A 15,909-nucleotide genomic window follows, 5' to 3' on the forward strand; every position below is an offset into this window, starting at 1 on the left:
TCGTTCATCATTTGCGGGGTCCATGCCGGACCAGCCAGCACGTACGGAACAGAAATTTCCAGCCTTCTTGGAGCATACTTGGAGTTCCCGCTGTGAAAACGGAACATGAAGGATCCGAGGTTCTCCCGGAAGCCGAACTCGAAGTCCTGCTTGACCTTGCCGGAGTGGAGTACGACCGGCAGCGCCGGGTGCCGTTGCGCTGGACCATGAAACCTGCCGCCCGCATCTCATCGGAATTGGCGGATATCGGCCTCCGACTTCCAGTGAAAGACGTCGCCAAAGCCCTGGGGCGCCACGGAGTCATCTACCTGGGCGCCCTCGCTTCCGGAGGTGAAGATATCTCCAAGCGCCTTCGGTTCATCAACGAGAAGTTCGAGGAGTTCGAGCGGCGCGGGGACCCGGTGATCAGTGTCCGCAAAGAGATCATGGAGATTGGTGTCGGCTGGCGGAGCAAGACCCGTAGGAGGATTTCGCCTCGAAGCCCCTGGCAGGATCGGGACGAACCGGCAGCAGTCCCTCTCTACGGGATTTTCGATCTGATCGGGGAGTCCGGCAGGCTGCTTCTCGGTGCCCGTCACGGGACACCGGCCTTCGCTGTCGATGCGGTCCGGCGCTGGTGGCTGGCGGCAGGCTGCCACCAGTACTCAGATCCTGCGGCCCTGCTGATTCTGGCGGACGACGGCGGGGCGAACGGGAGCCGTGTCCGGGCATGGCATTTCGAGCTCGCTTCCCTGTCGGTCGACTCAGGGATGGAAATCACTGTCTGTCACTTGCCGACAGGGATCTGGACGTGGGGCTCCTCGGCGCATCGGAGTTTCTGGGACCTCGCGAAAGGCTGGCGCGGAAATAGGTCAGCCGACCGGGAAAGTCTATTCGGCGAGTTGATGCGCGGTGTCAGTGAATCCGGTCTGGACATCAGCGCTGAGATTGATGCTACGGCCTACTCTCCCCGCGTCCGCATCAGTGACTCGCAGCTGAACGATCTCCCCATCCTGCCGGGCAGGGCGGGAGACTGGCACTACACCCTGCTTCCCCGGCCCCATCGGCGCTGCGGGCCACCAGCGGTCCCCGATGCCGACAAGGTCAGCCCGAAAGCCTCCTGGCTCATTCATCCGGAGCTGATCGGCATGGAGATCCGCGAGTGGGAGATTCTCGCCAAGAGATTCTGCGCGCTCTACGATCAGGAACACGAAGCCGCCCTTGAACTCAGGCGCCGCGGTCCGAGGCAGAAGACGCCAGCAGCCGGGCGATACACCGGAGGCCGACCCAAGGTCACCACAGTCGACCAACTGCTCGCGGCCGTTATCCATGAACGCCTGGGAGTGCCGCAGGCGAATCTGGCTGCGGTCTTCGGTATCACCACCAACAGGCTGACCGTGTCAATTAGCCGGACACGCCGCCTGCTGGGGAAACTTAACCACGTCATCCCTAAGAACGATATTCGAATCCGCGACGTGCAGTCCCTCCAAGAATTCAGAGAAGAGTGCGAAAAAGGGGGCCGTGCTGATCGCCCAGACGCCCCCGAAGAGTGAGCTTGCGGACAGTCACACGATCACATCACCGCGCGCTCCCCTGGCCTCTTTGGTGAGGTGATTTTCCCGCCACCAAGGCAGGAGGCGGTGACCGCGCCGTGTCCCGCTCCGGGAAAACTGGTTCCAGCGCGGGGTCTGGAGTGCGAAAACGGCTTCTTCTCGGGTTCCGGATGCCATCGTTGTATCCGACGAGAAGACACCAGCCCCGCTGGGGATGGTCGCCGATGCCAGGGTAAGGGCGAACGACGCAAAGAAGATGGCGAAACGATGCCACATAACAGTGTGCACAGATCGTCAGCACACCATCGAAACCGTCCGGCCGACACCGTCAACCAAGAAACGGCATAACCCGGTTTCAGGTAGACCACGCCTCATAAGCATCGCCCGCTGCATACCTTCATACCTGCCGTTCGGATCGTCGTCTCGGAAGGGACGGCCGTGTAACTCCTCGCCGCCGAAAGGGCTGCGGCGCCGGGGACAACGAGCGGCCGTCGTGGGCCGTGCCGACTACTGGGCGGTGGCCGTCGGTCCGTTGCCGCCCGTACTGCCACGAGAGCGCCCGCGCCACCGCCGCCGACACCCTCGCCGAGTGGCAGCGTGTCCACGGCCGCACCGTTTGGACCGGTGCCAGGTGCTGCGACCCCGACCACGACACCGCCCTTCAGCACGCACTGCGCCGGGAACGCCACCGCCAGAACGTCGCCGCCCACGCCCGTGAGGCCGCCCACCGGGCCCGCGCCTCCTCGACCGTCGACGACGGAAGGCCTGTCCCGGGTCCCCAGGAAGAGGCTCCGGTGGCTGCGGGCGGTGAGCCGCACTCCGTCGACGTCGGCTGTCAGCGGAAGCCCTCGGTGCTGGTGGCCTCGGGGAGCGCGGGGTCGGGCGCCGGGGCGATGCCGTAGCCGGCGGGGAGTTTCACCACCGCCAGGGGCAGTCCGGCGAGGCGGCGCAGCGCCTCGCCGAGCCGTTCGGCAGCCCCCACACCTCCCCGGTCTGCCGTTCCACAGCCTCCGTGCCGGGCATGGTGCGGATCACCGTGCGGTCGGTGGGCCGGTAGCCGGGATCGGGGGCGAGGCAGCGCGGCACCGGAACGGTCCGGTCGGCGGTACGCGGCCCGGCAGGGGCGGGCCGGGCGGCGGTGCCGCCTCCGGAGCCGGGCACGCGCTGGAGGCCGAGGCCAGCGGCGGTCAGGGCGAGGACGCGGAGGACAGCCGGAAGTACGCGGGTCCGGACGGACAGTCCGGCGATCCCCGACGGCACGGACGCTCCCGGTGTCGGTTCACCGGACTGGTCTCAACCGATCGCCGAACTGTCCCACGTTTCGCCGAAGTCAGCGGCCTCAGGAGAAGAGCACCGAGCGGAAGTGGAGCCGCCGGCCGGCCGAGGCACCCGGGTCCAGAACGCGGTAGACGTCCCCGACGCAGCCGAAATCCAGGAAGGCGACGGCGCTCCCGTTGGTGTGGTTGACGGGTGAGTAGGCGGCGTCTCGATCGGTGGCCCCCTTGACGTCGACGCACTCCTCGGGCTTGGGGTCGACCAGTTCGCCGCGGTGTTCGGCGCCGTCGGCGCGGTAGGTGTAGCGGAACACGCCGTCGGCGGCGTTGGCGGAGACCGGGACAGCGAGGATGAGACCGATCGCGCTGGTGGCGGCGAACAGGGTGTTGCGGAGACGCATGAGGGGGGACCTTTCGGGCGGTACTCGACGGCATCGGGGGAATAGTGCGATACCACCCTATGGGTGCCAAAGATTGAGGAAACGATTCTTCCAATCCATTCTTTCGGGTGGTTTATCCACTATTTGCGCGACCTTTTCGGCCCCAGTCCCGGTCCCATGCGTTCGCGACTCACCTGGCGTTGCGTTCCTGCTCTGCGGATCATGTTCCGCGCCAGGTCGGGGTGGTTTCGCCGGCCGGTCGTCGGGGCATGGGGTTGATCATGCACGACGTGGATCATGGCTTCGGAGTGGGCGAGGAGGGCTCCATGGTCGCGGGCGGGGCATTGGTGGTTCATCGGTCGGCCGAAGGTCCGCTCGACGGTCCAGCGACGACGCGGGACGGTGGATCCCCTGATGGCGGGGTCGCGGCGGACGATCTCGACGTCGATGCCCGGTGGCCCGTGTCGGCTCAGGTCTTTGCCGGTGGTGGGGTACTCGGCGGCGACCTGGTCGGCGGCAGTCGGCCCGTGGCGTTGTCCTGGACGCTCGCGGCGGTGGCCAGGGCCACGAGCAGGAATCCGAGGGTGTCGGTGACGATGCTCCGCTTCCTGCCCACGATCGTTTTCCCGCCGTCGACACCCTGGCCGGCGGCGGTGACGTTCGTGGAGGTCTTGACGCCCCGGGGTCGAGGACGCACTGGGCGGTTCCGGGTCGCGGCCTTCTGCGGTGCGGACCGGGTGCCCCGGCCGGCCGTTGAGATGTTCGAACACTCCCTCGTGTTGCCGACCGGTGAAGTTGGCGTAGACCGTTCCCCCGGGGCGGGTGGTCGTGCTGGAGGTAGCACCGGCATGCCGGCGCGATCGACGTGGAGGATCGCGTCCAGGAGGTCGCGCAGTTCGTGCTCGGGCGGCCGGCCGAAGGCGGGGGCACGTTCAGTGCGGGCCTTGCGCCAGGCGGTGAGGGTGGGATCGACCAGGGCCCAGCGGGCGTCGGACAGATCGCTCGGATACGGTCGACGGTCCGTCATGACAGCGGCATCCTGCGGAATCCCGCCGTCGCCCAGGGGCCGTGAGCTCCTGGGGCATCTGTCCACCAGGCCGGGCATCCTGGGATGAGACAGGGTGATACGCACAGTTGCGGCCGCATTCGTACGCCCGCGGCACTCCCGTCGCATCGTCCTCCGGCGCCACTGCGGGAAAGCCAGCCGAGCGGCCGGAAGATCCGGATGAACTGGTTCTTTCATCACCCAGACGCCCAGTGCGTACCTGTGTCCGATGGCTTTCGAAGCGATCTTCCTCGAACAGCGTCCAGGTGAAGGTCTGTTCTGATCTTGGGAGAAGGCTTTCCCAGCGCCCCCGCTCGCCACGCGGCGCCCCGCTCACCGTCCGGCCGTCGTCCTGGCCAGCCTCGGCGGGCCGCCGAACTCCGCCCCCGAGACTGGGACATGCCTGTCTCGGGCCACCCCGATTGGCCCGTTCTGCCGGGAGAGTCCCAGGCTGTGGCGCCTGGCCACGATCCTGCTCCTCCCCCCTCTTGGGCTGTGCCGTGAGTGGGTGGGTCTGGGGCGTCTTGCGACGTGGCATGTTTGGGCTGGCCGTGTGGGGTGGGAGAGACCCGAACGGGTCTCTCCCACCGTGTGGCAAGTGGTCAGGAGAAGATGACCGAGCGGAGCTTGAGGCGGTTGCCGAGCTTCTTGCCGGGGTTCATCACGTAGTAGGTGTCGCCGTCGCAGTTGAAGTCAAGGAAGACGGTGGCGGTGGAGGTCGTGAAGTTCTCCGGGGCGAAGGCCGGATGATCCTCGGTGGCGCCGAAGAGGTTGATGCACTCGCGGCTCCTGGGGTCCGCGAGCCCGGCCGGGACGCCGGGGCCGACCTTGTAGAGGAAGTCGCCGGTGGCGGCGTGGGCCGAGGTGGGGACGGAGACGAGGAGGGTTAGGGCACCGAGGGCGGCGGCGGCCGTGGTACGCAGACGCATGCTGCTGGTCCTGTCCGTTCGGGAGTGGGCGCCCCGTCGAGTGGGCGGGGCGGTACGCGAACCATCCCCTGTTGCGCTCCCGGTCAGGCTCCGGATCCTCCATTCAGCTCAAAACGCTCCGCCTCGCCAGCGCTGCACACGGCGTCCGGCCGCAGCCAGTTGCTCACATCCACGGCCAGAACGAGCCGGCCGTCGGCGGCCGTCGGCTGGGGCAGCCCTGCCAGCGTCCGCCGCAGCCCGTCGGCATCGAGACGGCCACGATTGAGAGCGTCGTACAGGGCCCCGTGCCCGCGCCGGTGCTCGGCCAGCAGCGTCAGATCAACCGGCGCCGTCACCGGCCCGTCCGCGCACAGCAGCGCGTCCGCGAGCTCGAACAGTTCGTCACGCCGCGCTGTCAGACACGCGAAGAAGGCCTCCCGGAACTGTGACGCGTCCGCGAACTGATGCCGCCGGACACCATCGTGCAGCAGAGTCATCCTCACGGCCTTCGTCGAGTTCACGCGCTTCCTGGGTCGGAGCACATGATCGGGCGAAGTCCATGCCCATGTCCGGCGAACAGCCGAACGAGCGACCCCGTTCGGGTTCTGTTCGAGACTTGGAGACATGACGCGGCTCGGCGGCGGAGGACTTCGCGACCGCGGGGCATCCCGGGGACGCGCTGCTCTCGACGACAGTGCCCCGGCCGGCACAGGGTTCTCGTGGAGAATCCTCTGCCCCGGGGTCGGCGCCGGACACCCCGGGACAGGATGTCGCTTCCGCTGCCAGCGCGTCCGGCCGTGCTGCCGTCGGGCGTGGTCAGGAGAAGACGACGGAGCGGAACTTGAGGCGGTTGCCGAGGATCTTTCCGGGGTTCATCGTGTAGTAGGTGTCGCCCTCGCAGTTGAAGTCGAGGAAGACGGTGGCGGTGGTGAGGTTCTTCGGCGCGTAGGCCGGGTTGGCCTCGGTGGCGCCGAACACGTTGATGCATCCGCCGCTTTCCGGGTCGGCGAGGCCTGCCCGGATGCCGGGCAGCGGGCCGACCGAGTAGAGGAACTCGCCGACGGCGGCATTGGCAGAGGTGGGGACGGCGATAAGGAGGGTGAGGGCGCCGAGGGCGGCGACGACCGTGGTACGCAGGCGTATGCTGCTGATCCTCGGACTCCGACCTCTACGTGGGCCGGATCGACCCCGACCCCGCCGCACCTGGCGGCACCACCGTCCTGCACGCCTTCGTCGGCAACCTCGGCCCGGACCGGACCGCCTCGCCGTTCACCGTCGTGATCACCCTGCCCGAGGGGGTCACGGCCGAGCCGCCGTTCTTCCCGGAGAACTGCTACGAGTTCCAGAACGGCCACCGGGTGCGCTGCACCTTCCCGGCCGGTCTGCCGAAGTTCCGCAGCGCGACCGCGCTGATCCCGCTCCGGCTCTCCCCCGAGGTCCCCCTCGGCGAGCTGGCCGGCGGTCGCGTCTCGGTGCGCGGCGACGACGACCGGAACGAGGCGAACAACCAGCAACTGTTCAGCATCGAGGTCGTCGAGAGCACCGGGCCGTAGGCGCCCTGACCTCAGGCCATCCCCCGGTGGACGCCGGTCAGCGGTAGACGCGGACGTAGTCCGCAGCAAAGGTGACCGGCGTCGGGCTCGGAGGAACCCGGCTCACTCCTCCCGCAGTAGCGCATTGACGGGCCACTCCCTGGTGGCCGAGCTGGGGCTCTTCCACCCCGGGGCTGCCTGACGGCAGCGGCGGCCCGCCCCGGCACGATGCGGTGCCCCTCCCACTCCTGCCGCCCGCAAGCTCCCGCGTCCACGTCGCCCCGCGCTGTAGCCGCCTGCCATCAGCCGTACCGGACGGCCGTCGGGAGCCGCGCTGATGTCCGGCGAACCCAGGTGGGTGACCGTGTACGGCCCTGTACTCGACACCGGACCAAAAGAACAAGCTTGACCCGCCCGGGTGATGTCCCGTCTGGCTGGACCCCGCAGGGGAATCGGTTCTTCACGCGCCCGGCATTTCGGGCGCGTCGCTGCCCCCAAAGGAGAACCCTGATGCGTCTGCGCGCCGTCGCCGTCGCCGCCCTCGGCGCCCTTACCCTCCTCGTCACCCGTCCCCACCTCCGCCAGCGCCGCCGACGGCGTGTTCCGCTACACCTACCGGGCAGACGGCTCCGAACACCGCGGCGAACTGCTCGATCCCGGGTCCGAGGAGTGCGTCGACGTCAAGGGAGCCACCGACCAGGACGCTGCCTACGCGCCCGTCAACCGCACCAACGGGGCCGCCGTCGCCTTCCTGGAGTTCGGCTGCGTCGGGGACGTCTACCGTGTGCTGGACCCAGGTGCCTCGGCCGGCCGGCGGCTCCGCTTCCGCTCGGTACTGTTCTCCTGAGGCCGCTGACTTCGGCGAGATGCGGGACAGTTCATCGAACGCGACCAGCTCAGACCATAAAGAACAAGCTTAGGGCTCGCAGAGAATCAACACGGTGATTTGATCTCCGCAAAGGTGGGGGCGTGCGTGAGGAACGCGGTGACGTCGGCGGGGGTGCGGAAGCGTGCCATGGAGGCGGGGATGTGCCGGTCGGGCTGCTCCAGGAGCGGGCGGACCTCGGCGACTGCGTTGGTGATGGTGCTGCGGTCCACCCTGAAGAGCTGGGCAAGGAGTTCTTGGGTGCCGATCTTCCGCTGGTAGAGGATGGCGGCCAGGATCCGATCGACGAGTCCCAGCTTGTCCTTGGCGCCTGCGCCGCGGGCTCGGCGGCGGTCGGTGCCGCGTCGCGCGTGCCGAATCTCCTCACGCCGCCGGTCCAGCAGAAGGGTCAATTCACTTGTGAGAGAGTCAAGTTGATCACGGTGCATACCGGTCAGTTCCGGGTCGTTCAGCGAGCTGACAGCGGGGCTGTTTGGTTGCTCTGGTGAAGATAGGTCCATCGTCTGCTCCTGGCCCGACGGGTGGTGCACGGGGTGGAAGGTGTAGTTCAAGTCGCCGTGGAAGCGGTGCCGGCTCATCGGCAGGGCGTCGATCTGGGCGTCGGTGACCTTCAGGCCGGTGTCGTAGGTGCCAGTGTCGAGGGCGGCCTCGACACTCAACCCGGTGCGGGTGGTGGTCGCGGCGATACTGCTCACGACCACGTCGTGGCTGGTCAGGGGCCCGCCGCGCCAGTTCGTCGTGATGTGCGAGAACAGCCGGTGCTCGATTTTGTTCCACTTCGACGTGCCCGGGGGCAGGTGGCACACCGTGATCTCCAGTCCCGTCTCGACGGCGAGGACGGCGAGCTCAGTCTTCCAGGCGCGGGTGCGGTGGCCATTGGAGCCACCGGCGTCCGCGGTGATCAGCAGCCGGTTCGCTTGGGGGTAGTCGTGGCGACCACGGGCCTGCCACCAGCGGCGGATCGAGGCGACCGCGAAGCCCGCAGTGTCGTGGTCGGTGCCGACGTTGACCCAACCGGTGTTCGCCGCGATGTCGTAGATCCCGTAAGGGATCGCCTTCCCCGGCCCCTGCCGGTCCAAGAAGTCGTGCGTCTTCACCTGCACCGGCTCGCCGCAGGGCTCCCACTCCCTTCCGCCGTTCTTGTACTGCCAGACGAATTCCTCCTTCTTGCAGTCCACGCTCACCACCGGATCTCCGGCGTCTGTGTGCTCCTTGGCCTGCTCGTTGATGTAGCGGAACTGGGTGTCCCTGTCCGGGTTCTGCTTGCCCTCGACGGTCTTGGCGTTGGCCTGCAGGCTGAAGCCCTCCTCCCGCAACAGGTCGGCGACGGTGTCGGCGCTGACCCTGTGCCCTTGGCGGGTGAGCTCGGCGGCCAGTTTCCTGGTCGACTTGGTCGTCCAGCGCAGCGGCGACATCGGATCCCCGCGCATGTCCGGCTCGACCAGGGCCAGCAGGGCCGGACGCAGTCCTGGGTCCAGCTCGGCAGCCCTCTTGCGTCCACCGCCGAGCCGGCGGACCCGACCCAGTGGTTCCCCGCCGGCCTCCAGCTCGTCCATGCCGTTGCGGACCGTCGTCTCGCTGACTCCGGCCGCCCGCGCGACGGCCCGCAGCCCGCCGTGGCCAAGCAGTCGCGCCTCGGTCCCCATCAGCAGCCGACGCTGCCTCTCGTCCAGGTGCGGGAACAACTCCTCGAACTTCAGGGCGAGTTGACTGCGGACTGAATCAGGTATCCCCATACCACATCAACGAGCACCCAAGCAGGAAGCAACACGCTGATTCTCTGCGAGCCCTTAGAAGATCAATCGTCAAATACCCTCGCCTGCCGGGCAGGGTACACGTTTGGGCGATATGCAGAGTTCGTCAGCGAATGATGGAGTCCCGGCATGAAGCGAATGAACCCGAGGCGCACCGCCCTGGCCGGCTCCGTTGCCCTGCTCGCCGTCGGCGGCCTACTGACCGCCTCCGCCCCGGCAGCGTTCGCGCTGCCTCCGGGGCCGGCTACGGCGGTCGTGGCGGCCCAGGTGCGGGCGGGGACGCCAGCCGCACACCAGGTGGTCACCTTCGTCGAGGAGTACCGTCGGGCGGTGCTGGGCACCAGTGGCGAGCAGCCGTCCGAGGTGCGCAAGCGTTTCCTCACCTCGGCCCTGGACCATCGGCTGGATGCCTGGGTGCAGGAGAACGACGCCGATCCGGTGTTCCGCGCGCAGAACGTCCCGGTGGACTGGTCGGCCCAGCAGGTGAAGGAGGAGCACGGCTCCGCCTCCGTCCGGCTCACCGAGTTCTGGGGCAGCGGCGGTAGCCAGGAGGTCTGGTACACCGTAGGGGTGCGCGATCTGAGGATCGTCGAGCTCGGCGACCAGTCCGCCTTCTGACCGGCTGCCCTTCCGACCGCTCGTACCCGGTCACCGGACCCCCGTGAACCCCGTACGGCGCGGCCCCCCACGGCTGCGTCGCGCCGGTCGTCCGCGTGCAGCCGAACGCGTGCGGTCATCCGCACACCGCCGGCCGCGCGGTCATCTGCCGCCGCCGTGCGGGATCAGCAGCCCGCGCCCCGCTCCCGGGCGTCCGCCGTCCACTCCGGGAGCAGTTCGCCGACCAGCCACTCGACCTCCTCGGCCGCGCCCTCGTCCCCACCCGGCAGGAGTGTTGGCGCCTCGTGGATCCGGTCGGTGTCGAAGCCGGCCAGTTCACCGTCGAGAATCGGGCGGCCCAGGTCCCGCTCGGCAGGCGCGAGGCGACAGCTCTAGGGAGCCGGGCCCAGCCGACGGATCCACCTGTTGTACCCGGTGGTGACCGGCATCGGGACCGCTGCCACCGCCGTACCGGTCACCTGGCGAAGGGCCGGGTCCGGTGCGCCGGGAGGCGGAGCGGGTTCAGGTCACGCGGGGTCGTACGCGATCTGCAGGTCCGAGGTGTAGGACGCCTCTTCGGCGGCGTTCGGGTCCGTGTCGGAGGCGGGCCGGTTCGGCCGGGAGACGCCGTCGAACAGGTTGTAGTTGAAGCGGAACCCCAGGTTGGCCTTCCCGGCGCGGCCCTTCACCTTCACCGGGAAGGTGCAGTTCCCGTACAGGGTGTAGTCCTTGCCGCGGAGGTTGTCCGGCACGGTGGAGTGCCAGTGGTAGTCGACGGGGACGCCGCGGTGCGAGTCGCTGTAGCGCAGCTGCTGGTGGCCGGCGGTGCAGTCCATCTTCCCCGTGGCGATCGCCCGGATCGCGGGCGAGGTCGTGAAGGACCAGGCCATCGGGGCGGGCCTTCCGACGGTTCCCGCCATGTTCACCTGGCCGTCGAACGTGCCGTTCGCGTCGGTCCTGTTGTAGGAGGGCGCGGACATCTTGAAGGTGTGACGGCCCTCGTTGACCCCGGCTATGGAAGCAGGCTTGAAGGTGGTGCGCAGAGACATCGACGTCCTCGTGGTTGTCGTTGGTGTGCGGTGGATGAGCAGGCGGCTTCCGGTCACGCCAGGGGGTTCATTCGTCGAAGGTGATGCGGAGCTCCGACGCATACCCGGGGCCGTCCCCGCTCTCGGGACCATCCCCGGGACGGCTACCGGGAAGCCGTACCCGGACGGCCCGCCAGTGGAAGGAGTCCTGGTCGGCCCTCTCCGCACTGAACCGGACGACCTGCCCGACCGTCAGCTCCCGGTAGCCGCCGCCGGCGACGGCGGAGAAGTGCGCCCAGACCGGTTCCGGCAGGGACCGGGAGACCAGGACCCCCCACCCCTGATCCGCGTGCCACTCCCGGACCTGCCCCTCGTGCTCCGTCTCGCTCGCGCCGTCAGACATGCCGTCTCCCTCTCCGCTTCATCAGGTCGACAGTCAGGAGACCACCCACGGCACGCTCCCGGCCCCGTGAACGCGGAAGCCGCGCGGACATGACCGGCGATCCACCCCTCGTACGCCTGGCTCCGGCCCCTGTGACGAACGCAGGGACGAGCTGCACCCGTCCGGTGCGGGCACCTCGCCTGCTCGCCGTCCAGTCAATCCAGTGCTCAACGGACGTTCAAGGGAATCCCCGGTGCCTCCGCCGAGGCACCCCGGTTTCCAGCCGGCTCCTCTCCCCAGAACGGGCGGTCGGTCCGCGCCGCCAACAGGAGCAACGCCGGGAAAGCTCGGACACGACGCTGAAATCCGGACACGGCACCGGGACCGCGACCCGCCGTCCACCCTGTCCGGACCGCTGCGTCCACACCGCGGCGCCAAGCACCGCGGTGAACGGGGCCGTTGCGCACCGTCAGGACAGAGCCCGGCCCGGCGCAGGTCGTGGTCGCCCGGCTCACGGACGAACTCCTCGTCCCAGACCACCGGTGCCACCTGCCTGGGGCCGGCGCCCCGGCCCTGCGAGCGTCCCCGGCGGAGGCCAGGGCTCAAGGACCGCGGTCCCGCCGCCCGGTCGGCTCCCCGTCGGCACGGGACCGCCGTCTGCTCGCCCGGCCGGGTCCCGGGCCGCAAGGTCCGGGTCGTCGCCAGGGCCAGTACGGTTCGCGGGACCGTCGAGGGTGGCGCCCGCCTCCAGATCGGCGGGCGGGCCGCGCTACGGCCCGGTCCAGTCCGGCTCCGGGCGCCACGGACCCGGATGCGGCCGTCATAGGTGACGCGGCCGGCACCACCGGGGAACCCGGCAAGCGCACCGGTGCGGGCGTCGCCCCTTCCACCCGCAGCCGCCCACACGGGTGACAGCCCGCCGTGTCACCGTCCGGCAGAACGGGCGAATCGCGATGCTGGCCCTCGCACCGTCGGCCGGGCGGCCCACCGGCCCGCACACCCGGCCGACACCCCCGGAGGAAATGAGTGATCATCATGCCGTCCCGACCCAGGTTCTCCAGGGTCCTCCCGATGGCGTGCGCGGCGGCACTGCTGACCGCCGCCGCACCCGCGGCCGCCGACGCACACCGCCCCCACGCCGACCTCTCGGTGAAGGTCGCCGACCCCGCCCCGGTTGCCGACGGCGGATCCACCCTGCTGCACCCGGTGGTCACCAACGTCGGGACCGCCCCCACCGCCATGCCGGTCACCCTGTACGTGCACCTGCCACCCGGAGTCGTCGGCAGCGGGACGTCGGCCGCCGCGTCCTGCCACACGCTGCCCTTCGGCCACACCGTGGCATGTGAGATCCCGCGCGGCCTGGCACCCGGCGCCGCCGTCACCGCGGAAGTCCGGATCTCCGTCGCCTCGGGCATGGACCCGGAGGTCCTGGACGGCACGGTCGAAGCCGAGCTCGCCGACGACCCGACTCCGGGCAACAACTCCCGCGTGTTCAGAATCACCATCATCTGACCCACTCCCGGGGCAGCACTGCCTCCTCGTCAGGGTCGACGGAGGGCGACACGCCACGGCGGTACGGCAGGCGGCGCGAAGCAGCGGCGGCCCGGCGTCAGAGCAGGGCGCGGCAAGCGCGGCGGCGGCCACCGAGGCGACCCTTCCGCCGGCAGGGACGGGAACAGCGCGGCAACAACCGCCCCCGGCGCCCGGGCACTCACCCCGGCGCCCGGGCACTCACCCCGGGTGCCGCCGACACCGCGCACCGGCCCCTCACCCGCCCCCGGCCGGAAGCCTCGCAACGGCCCGTCAGGAAGGAAAGCACGGCCGCGGGCCGCAACCGGGACCGCGTAGCCGGCGACCGACCCGGTGTGGCGCGGAACACCTCCACCGGCCGTCCACCGGCCCTGACGGGTGTGCCATGATCGATTCGAGTGTTCGCGCGCTCCGGGGTCGGTGCAATTCCGAACCGGCGGTGAAAGTCCGCGACCCGGCCGAAGCCATCGGCCGGTTGACCTGGTGGAACTCCAGGACCGACGGTGAAAGTCCGGATGAAAGGCAGTGCGCGGCGACACATCGTCCGCTCCCGGCCGGGGCCAACCGCCCTGCCGCGCGGACGCGGTGCTCGCTTTCCCCGGAACGGCGTCCGCGCACGGGGGCGAGCCGTCAACCGCCTTCCTCCCCCGCGCGTGCGGCGCCGTCCATTGCGGAAGGCGTGTGCGCTGGCACGCGCTCTTCCGGATGGCCGCGTTCTCCCACAGATCAGCGACCCCCGCCGGGACCCACCGGTCCAGGGGCTCACCGACCAGGAGAGAGCAGATGGCAACCACCCTTCCCACCCCCACCGACCGCCTGCAGCAGGCGCGACGGGCGATCGAGGCGTTCCGCCGGGGCGCCTTCGTGGTCGTCTTCGACGACGAGTCACGCGAGAACGAGGGCGACCTGATGGTCGCCGCCGAGTACACCGACGAAGCCGCCATGAGGTACCTGCTGGACCACAGCTCCGGCGTGGTCTGCGCGGCGGTGCCCTACGAGCGGTGCGACGAACTCGGCCTGCCGCAGATGACGGACGACAACCGCGGCCTCCACGGCACGGCCTTCACCGTCTCGGTCGACCTGATCACCGGCGGGACCACCGGCATCCCGGTCGACGAACGGGCCCGCACCGTCCAGGCCCTGGCCGACCCCGCCGCCAAGGCGGACCACTTCGCCAGGCCCGGCCACATCTTCCCGGTGCGGGCGGCCCGCGGCGGCGTCCTGGAACGCGACGGCCACACCGAGGCCGCCGTCGACCTGTCGCGCCTGGCCGGGCTGTCCGGCGTGACCACCATGTGCGAGGTCGTCCGGCCGGACTGGACCATGGCACGCCTGGACGACCTGCGCGACCTCGCCGAACGCGACTCCCTGGTCCTCATCTCCGTGGGCGACCTGGTCGCCTACCGACAGGCCGCCGAGGACCCCGCCCGAACCCCCTGACGCTCCGCCGCCCGGCGGGCGGGACGCGACGTCCTCCCGTCCGGCCCGCCGCCGGCCGTCCCATAGCGGTAGCGGGCCGGGCGGCCCCCGGCCATCGCACGCCGGACCCCACCCGCCGTGCCTACCGGGGTGCCTCACGGCTGTGGCCCCTCCGTTCCCGCCCACGTGCTCATACACTCCAGGGAGCCGGATCGGCGGGTATCGGCGTACGGACCGAGAATTCACCTGTCCCGGGCGGAAAACAGAACCGGCCGGGCTCGTACGAGCCCGGCCGGTCCCATCGGAAAAAATTTCACCGACAGATCAGGAGAATATTCTGCTCCGAATCTGAAATCCGGAAATCAGTAACTCCCGAGCATCACGGCTTCTTGGTGATACCGGCGGTGTTGCACGCACCCCAGTGGTTGTAAAGGGCCTGGTTGCCCTCCTTCAGAGCACGCATGGGATTGCCCCCGTAGAAGTCCTGCAGAGTGTGCAGAACGGCGTTGCAGGTGACGACATTCGCCCGCCACACACAGTCGGAACCGACACCCTCGTAGTCGCACGGCTTCGCCTGGGCAGCCCCGGCACCAGCCAGGACGACACCGGCGGCCACCGTCCCGACTGCGGCGGCCATAGCGGTGATACGACGCTTCATCTCACACTCCAAAGAACAGGGAACCATCTTCTCTCCGGACCGGAACGCACCCCGGATTGATCCCATTAAAACCACCCGGGAAGCCGCACCTCAATACACTTGAGGAAGAATTGAGCTAGTCAGGTAGTTCGTCCATGAATTTCTGACGAAAAGCCGTCCTGCCGCGCTGTCAGATTAGGACACGCACCGCCGTCGACACGAGCACGCGGGCTCTAGCCACAACCGCCCCCGACACTCCGACCAAACAGGCACCCAATCCGCCGAAGCCTCGGACCGGCGACCAGAAAGGTAACCGGGCCACGGAGACAAGCCACGAGGCCGACCCCGCCATCAGGACCCCGCCCCCGAGGCCGACGTTCCACCGCGCGACCGACGACCGGCCCTCCGCTCCGCAGGTGACCGCGGCCGCCACGGCACGGGCCGGCGCCCCGAACGGCCGACGCGCTCCAGAGCGACGCGGAGGGGCCCGTGCTGCGGTGCCGACGAAGCGGCGGTGAGCGGCCTCCACGCTCTGGCGGGCCCAGTGGGCTGGCGCGCGAGCGCAAGCGGCGACGGTCCTGGCGGGCGGTGGCGCGCGCAGCACGTACCGGAGGACGGTGTCGTGGTCGTGGACGCGCTGCCTCTCCGCGCGGAGGGTGGCCGCCGTGGCGAAGGCGGCCTCGTCCGCGGCGTCGGCGCAGCGTTCGTCCTACCGGGCCCGGTGCGGGTCTCGCCGGATGGTCTCCTGGGTCGTCCCGGCCGCTCGGCGGCGGACCTGGTGAGGGATGTCGCCGAGCGGCCCGCGGTCCTGGTCGTCGTCCTCGCCGTCGTCCTGGACTTGGTCGGCGCGGCGCGGATGCCGGGCGAGGAAGGTGTGCGGAGGCGCGCCGGGCTCCCGCACCTCGGCGTGCACGGCAGGCCCCGGCGCCGCGGGACCCGCGCAAGCCCCGATGGCGCCCCGGACCTCGGCCAGGGCCACCTGGCCGTCCGATGTGACGCCGTGCC

General features: G+C 69.6%; 15 protein-coding genes, 2 pseudogenes and 1 riboswitch. Of the genes and pseudogenes, 6 read left to right on the forward strand and 11 right to left on the reverse strand.

Features of this window, described 5'->3' with window-relative positions:
• Positions 1-92: 92 nt before the first annotated feature.
• Complete coding sequence (locus ACFV8H_RS34650) at positions 93-1,532, forward strand: hypothetical protein (RefSeq protein ID WP_380407838.1); 1,440 nt, start codon at positions 93-95, stop codon at positions 1,530-1,532.
• Between the two features lie 835 nt (positions 1,533-2,367).
• Here ACFV8H_RS34650 and ACFV8H_RS34655 read toward each other — a convergent pair.
• The 6 genes and pseudogenes from ACFV8H_RS34655 to ACFV8H_RS34680 all read right to left on the reverse strand — a co-directional run bounded on the left by ACFV8H_RS34655 (position 2,368) and on the right by ACFV8H_RS34680 (position 6,117).
• Positions 2,368-2,514, reverse strand: coding sequence for a hypothetical protein (locus tag ACFV8H_RS34655; protein WP_380407840.1), 147 nt, complete (start codon positions 2,512-2,514; stop codon positions 2,368-2,370).
• Positions 2,515-2,871: 357 nt separating this feature from the next.
• Positions 2,872-3,207, reverse strand: a complete 336-nt coding sequence (locus tag ACFV8H_RS34660; protein WP_380407842.1) for a hypothetical protein — start codon at positions 3,205-3,207, stop codon at positions 2,872-2,874.
• A gap of 199 nt (positions 3,208-3,406) precedes the next feature.
• Positions 3,407-4,213, reverse strand: a pseudogene (locus ACFV8H_RS34665) (transposase).
• Between the two features lie 620 nt (positions 4,214-4,833).
• Positions 4,834-5,160, reverse strand: a complete 327-nt coding sequence (locus ACFV8H_RS34670) for a hypothetical protein (protein WP_380407844.1) — start codon at positions 5,158-5,160, stop codon at positions 4,834-4,836.
• A gap of 89 nt (positions 5,161-5,249) precedes the next feature.
• Positions 5,250-5,636, reverse strand: a pseudogene (locus tag ACFV8H_RS34675) (transposase); the annotation flags it as partial.
• A gap of 319 nt (positions 5,637-5,955) precedes the next feature.
• Positions 5,956-6,117: a hypothetical protein gene (locus ACFV8H_RS34680; RefSeq protein ID WP_380407845.1), complete on the reverse strand. Its 162-nt coding sequence runs from the start codon at positions 6,115-6,117 to the stop codon at positions 5,956-5,958.
• A gap of 194 nt (positions 6,118-6,311) precedes the next feature.
• Here ACFV8H_RS34680 and ACFV8H_RS34685 point away from each other — a divergent pair, with 194 nt between their 5' ends.
• Both ACFV8H_RS34685 and ACFV8H_RS34690 read left to right on the forward strand, forming a co-directional pair.
• Complete coding sequence (locus ACFV8H_RS34685; RefSeq protein ID WP_380407847.1) at positions 6,312-6,692, forward strand: hypothetical protein; 381 nt, start codon at positions 6,312-6,314, stop codon at positions 6,690-6,692.
• A gap of 577 nt (positions 6,693-7,269) precedes the next feature.
• Positions 7,270-7,518, forward strand: a complete 249-nt coding sequence (locus tag ACFV8H_RS34690) for a hypothetical protein (RefSeq protein WP_380407849.1) — start codon at positions 7,270-7,272, stop codon at positions 7,516-7,518.
• Positions 7,519-7,604: 86 nt separating this feature from the next.
• Here ACFV8H_RS34690 and ACFV8H_RS34695 read toward each other — a convergent pair whose 3' ends face one another.
• Positions 7,605-9,293: an ISAzo13 family transposase gene (locus ACFV8H_RS34695; protein ID WP_380407851.1), complete on the reverse strand. Its 1,689-nt coding sequence runs from the start codon at positions 9,291-9,293 to the stop codon at positions 7,605-7,607.
• 147 nt (positions 9,294-9,440) lie between these two features.
• Here ACFV8H_RS34695 and ACFV8H_RS34700 point away from each other — a divergent pair, with 147 nt between their 5' ends.
• Positions 9,441-9,929, forward strand: coding sequence for a hypothetical protein (locus ACFV8H_RS34700; RefSeq protein WP_380407853.1), 489 nt, complete (start codon positions 9,441-9,443; stop codon positions 9,927-9,929).
• A gap of 506 nt (positions 9,930-10,435) precedes the next feature.
• On the opposite strand, the gene ACFV8H_RS34705 is transcribed toward ACFV8H_RS34700, so the two are convergent.
• Positions 10,436-10,957 (reverse strand): hypothetical protein, encoded by a 522-nt coding sequence (locus ACFV8H_RS34705; RefSeq protein WP_380407855.1) that lies wholly within the window; start codon positions 10,955-10,957, stop codon positions 10,436-10,438.
• A gap of 67 nt (positions 10,958-11,024) precedes the next feature.
• Positions 11,025-11,339: a cold-shock protein gene (locus tag ACFV8H_RS34710; RefSeq protein WP_380407857.1), complete on the reverse strand. Its 315-nt coding sequence runs from the start codon at positions 11,337-11,339 to the stop codon at positions 11,025-11,027.
• Positions 11,340-12,353: 1,014 nt separating this feature from the next.
• Between ACFV8H_RS34710 and ACFV8H_RS34715 the strand changes: the two genes are divergently transcribed.
• Positions 12,354-12,830 carry a hypothetical protein gene (locus ACFV8H_RS34715; protein ID WP_380407858.1) on the forward strand — a complete coding sequence of 159 codons (477 nt, stop codon included), beginning with the start codon at positions 12,354-12,356 and terminating at the stop codon, positions 12,828-12,830.
• Between the two features lie 420 nt (positions 12,831-13,250).
• Positions 13,251-13,381: riboswitch (FMN riboswitch) on the forward strand.
• Between the two features lie 250 nt (positions 13,382-13,631).
• On the forward strand, positions 13,632-14,288 hold the full coding sequence (ribB, locus tag ACFV8H_RS34720; RefSeq protein ID WP_380407860.1) for a 3,4-dihydroxy-2-butanone-4-phosphate synthase: 657 nt from the start codon (positions 13,632-13,634) through the stop codon (positions 14,286-14,288).
• Between the two features lie 358 nt (positions 14,289-14,646).
• On the opposite strand, the gene ACFV8H_RS34725 is transcribed toward ribB, so the two are convergent.
• Positions 14,647-14,925, reverse strand: a complete 279-nt coding sequence (locus ACFV8H_RS34725) for a hypothetical protein (protein WP_380407861.1) — start codon at positions 14,923-14,925, stop codon at positions 14,647-14,649.
• Between the two features lie 688 nt (positions 14,926-15,613).
• Positions 15,614-15,909 (reverse strand): hypothetical protein (locus ACFV8H_RS34730; protein WP_380407863.1); only part of this gene is annotated, 296 nt, incomplete at its 5' end.

It is taken from the genome of Kitasatospora sp. NPDC059827 (genome assembly GCF_042731675.1).
GTDB lineage: Bacteria > Actinomycetota > Actinomycetes > Streptomycetales > Streptomycetaceae > Kitasatospora.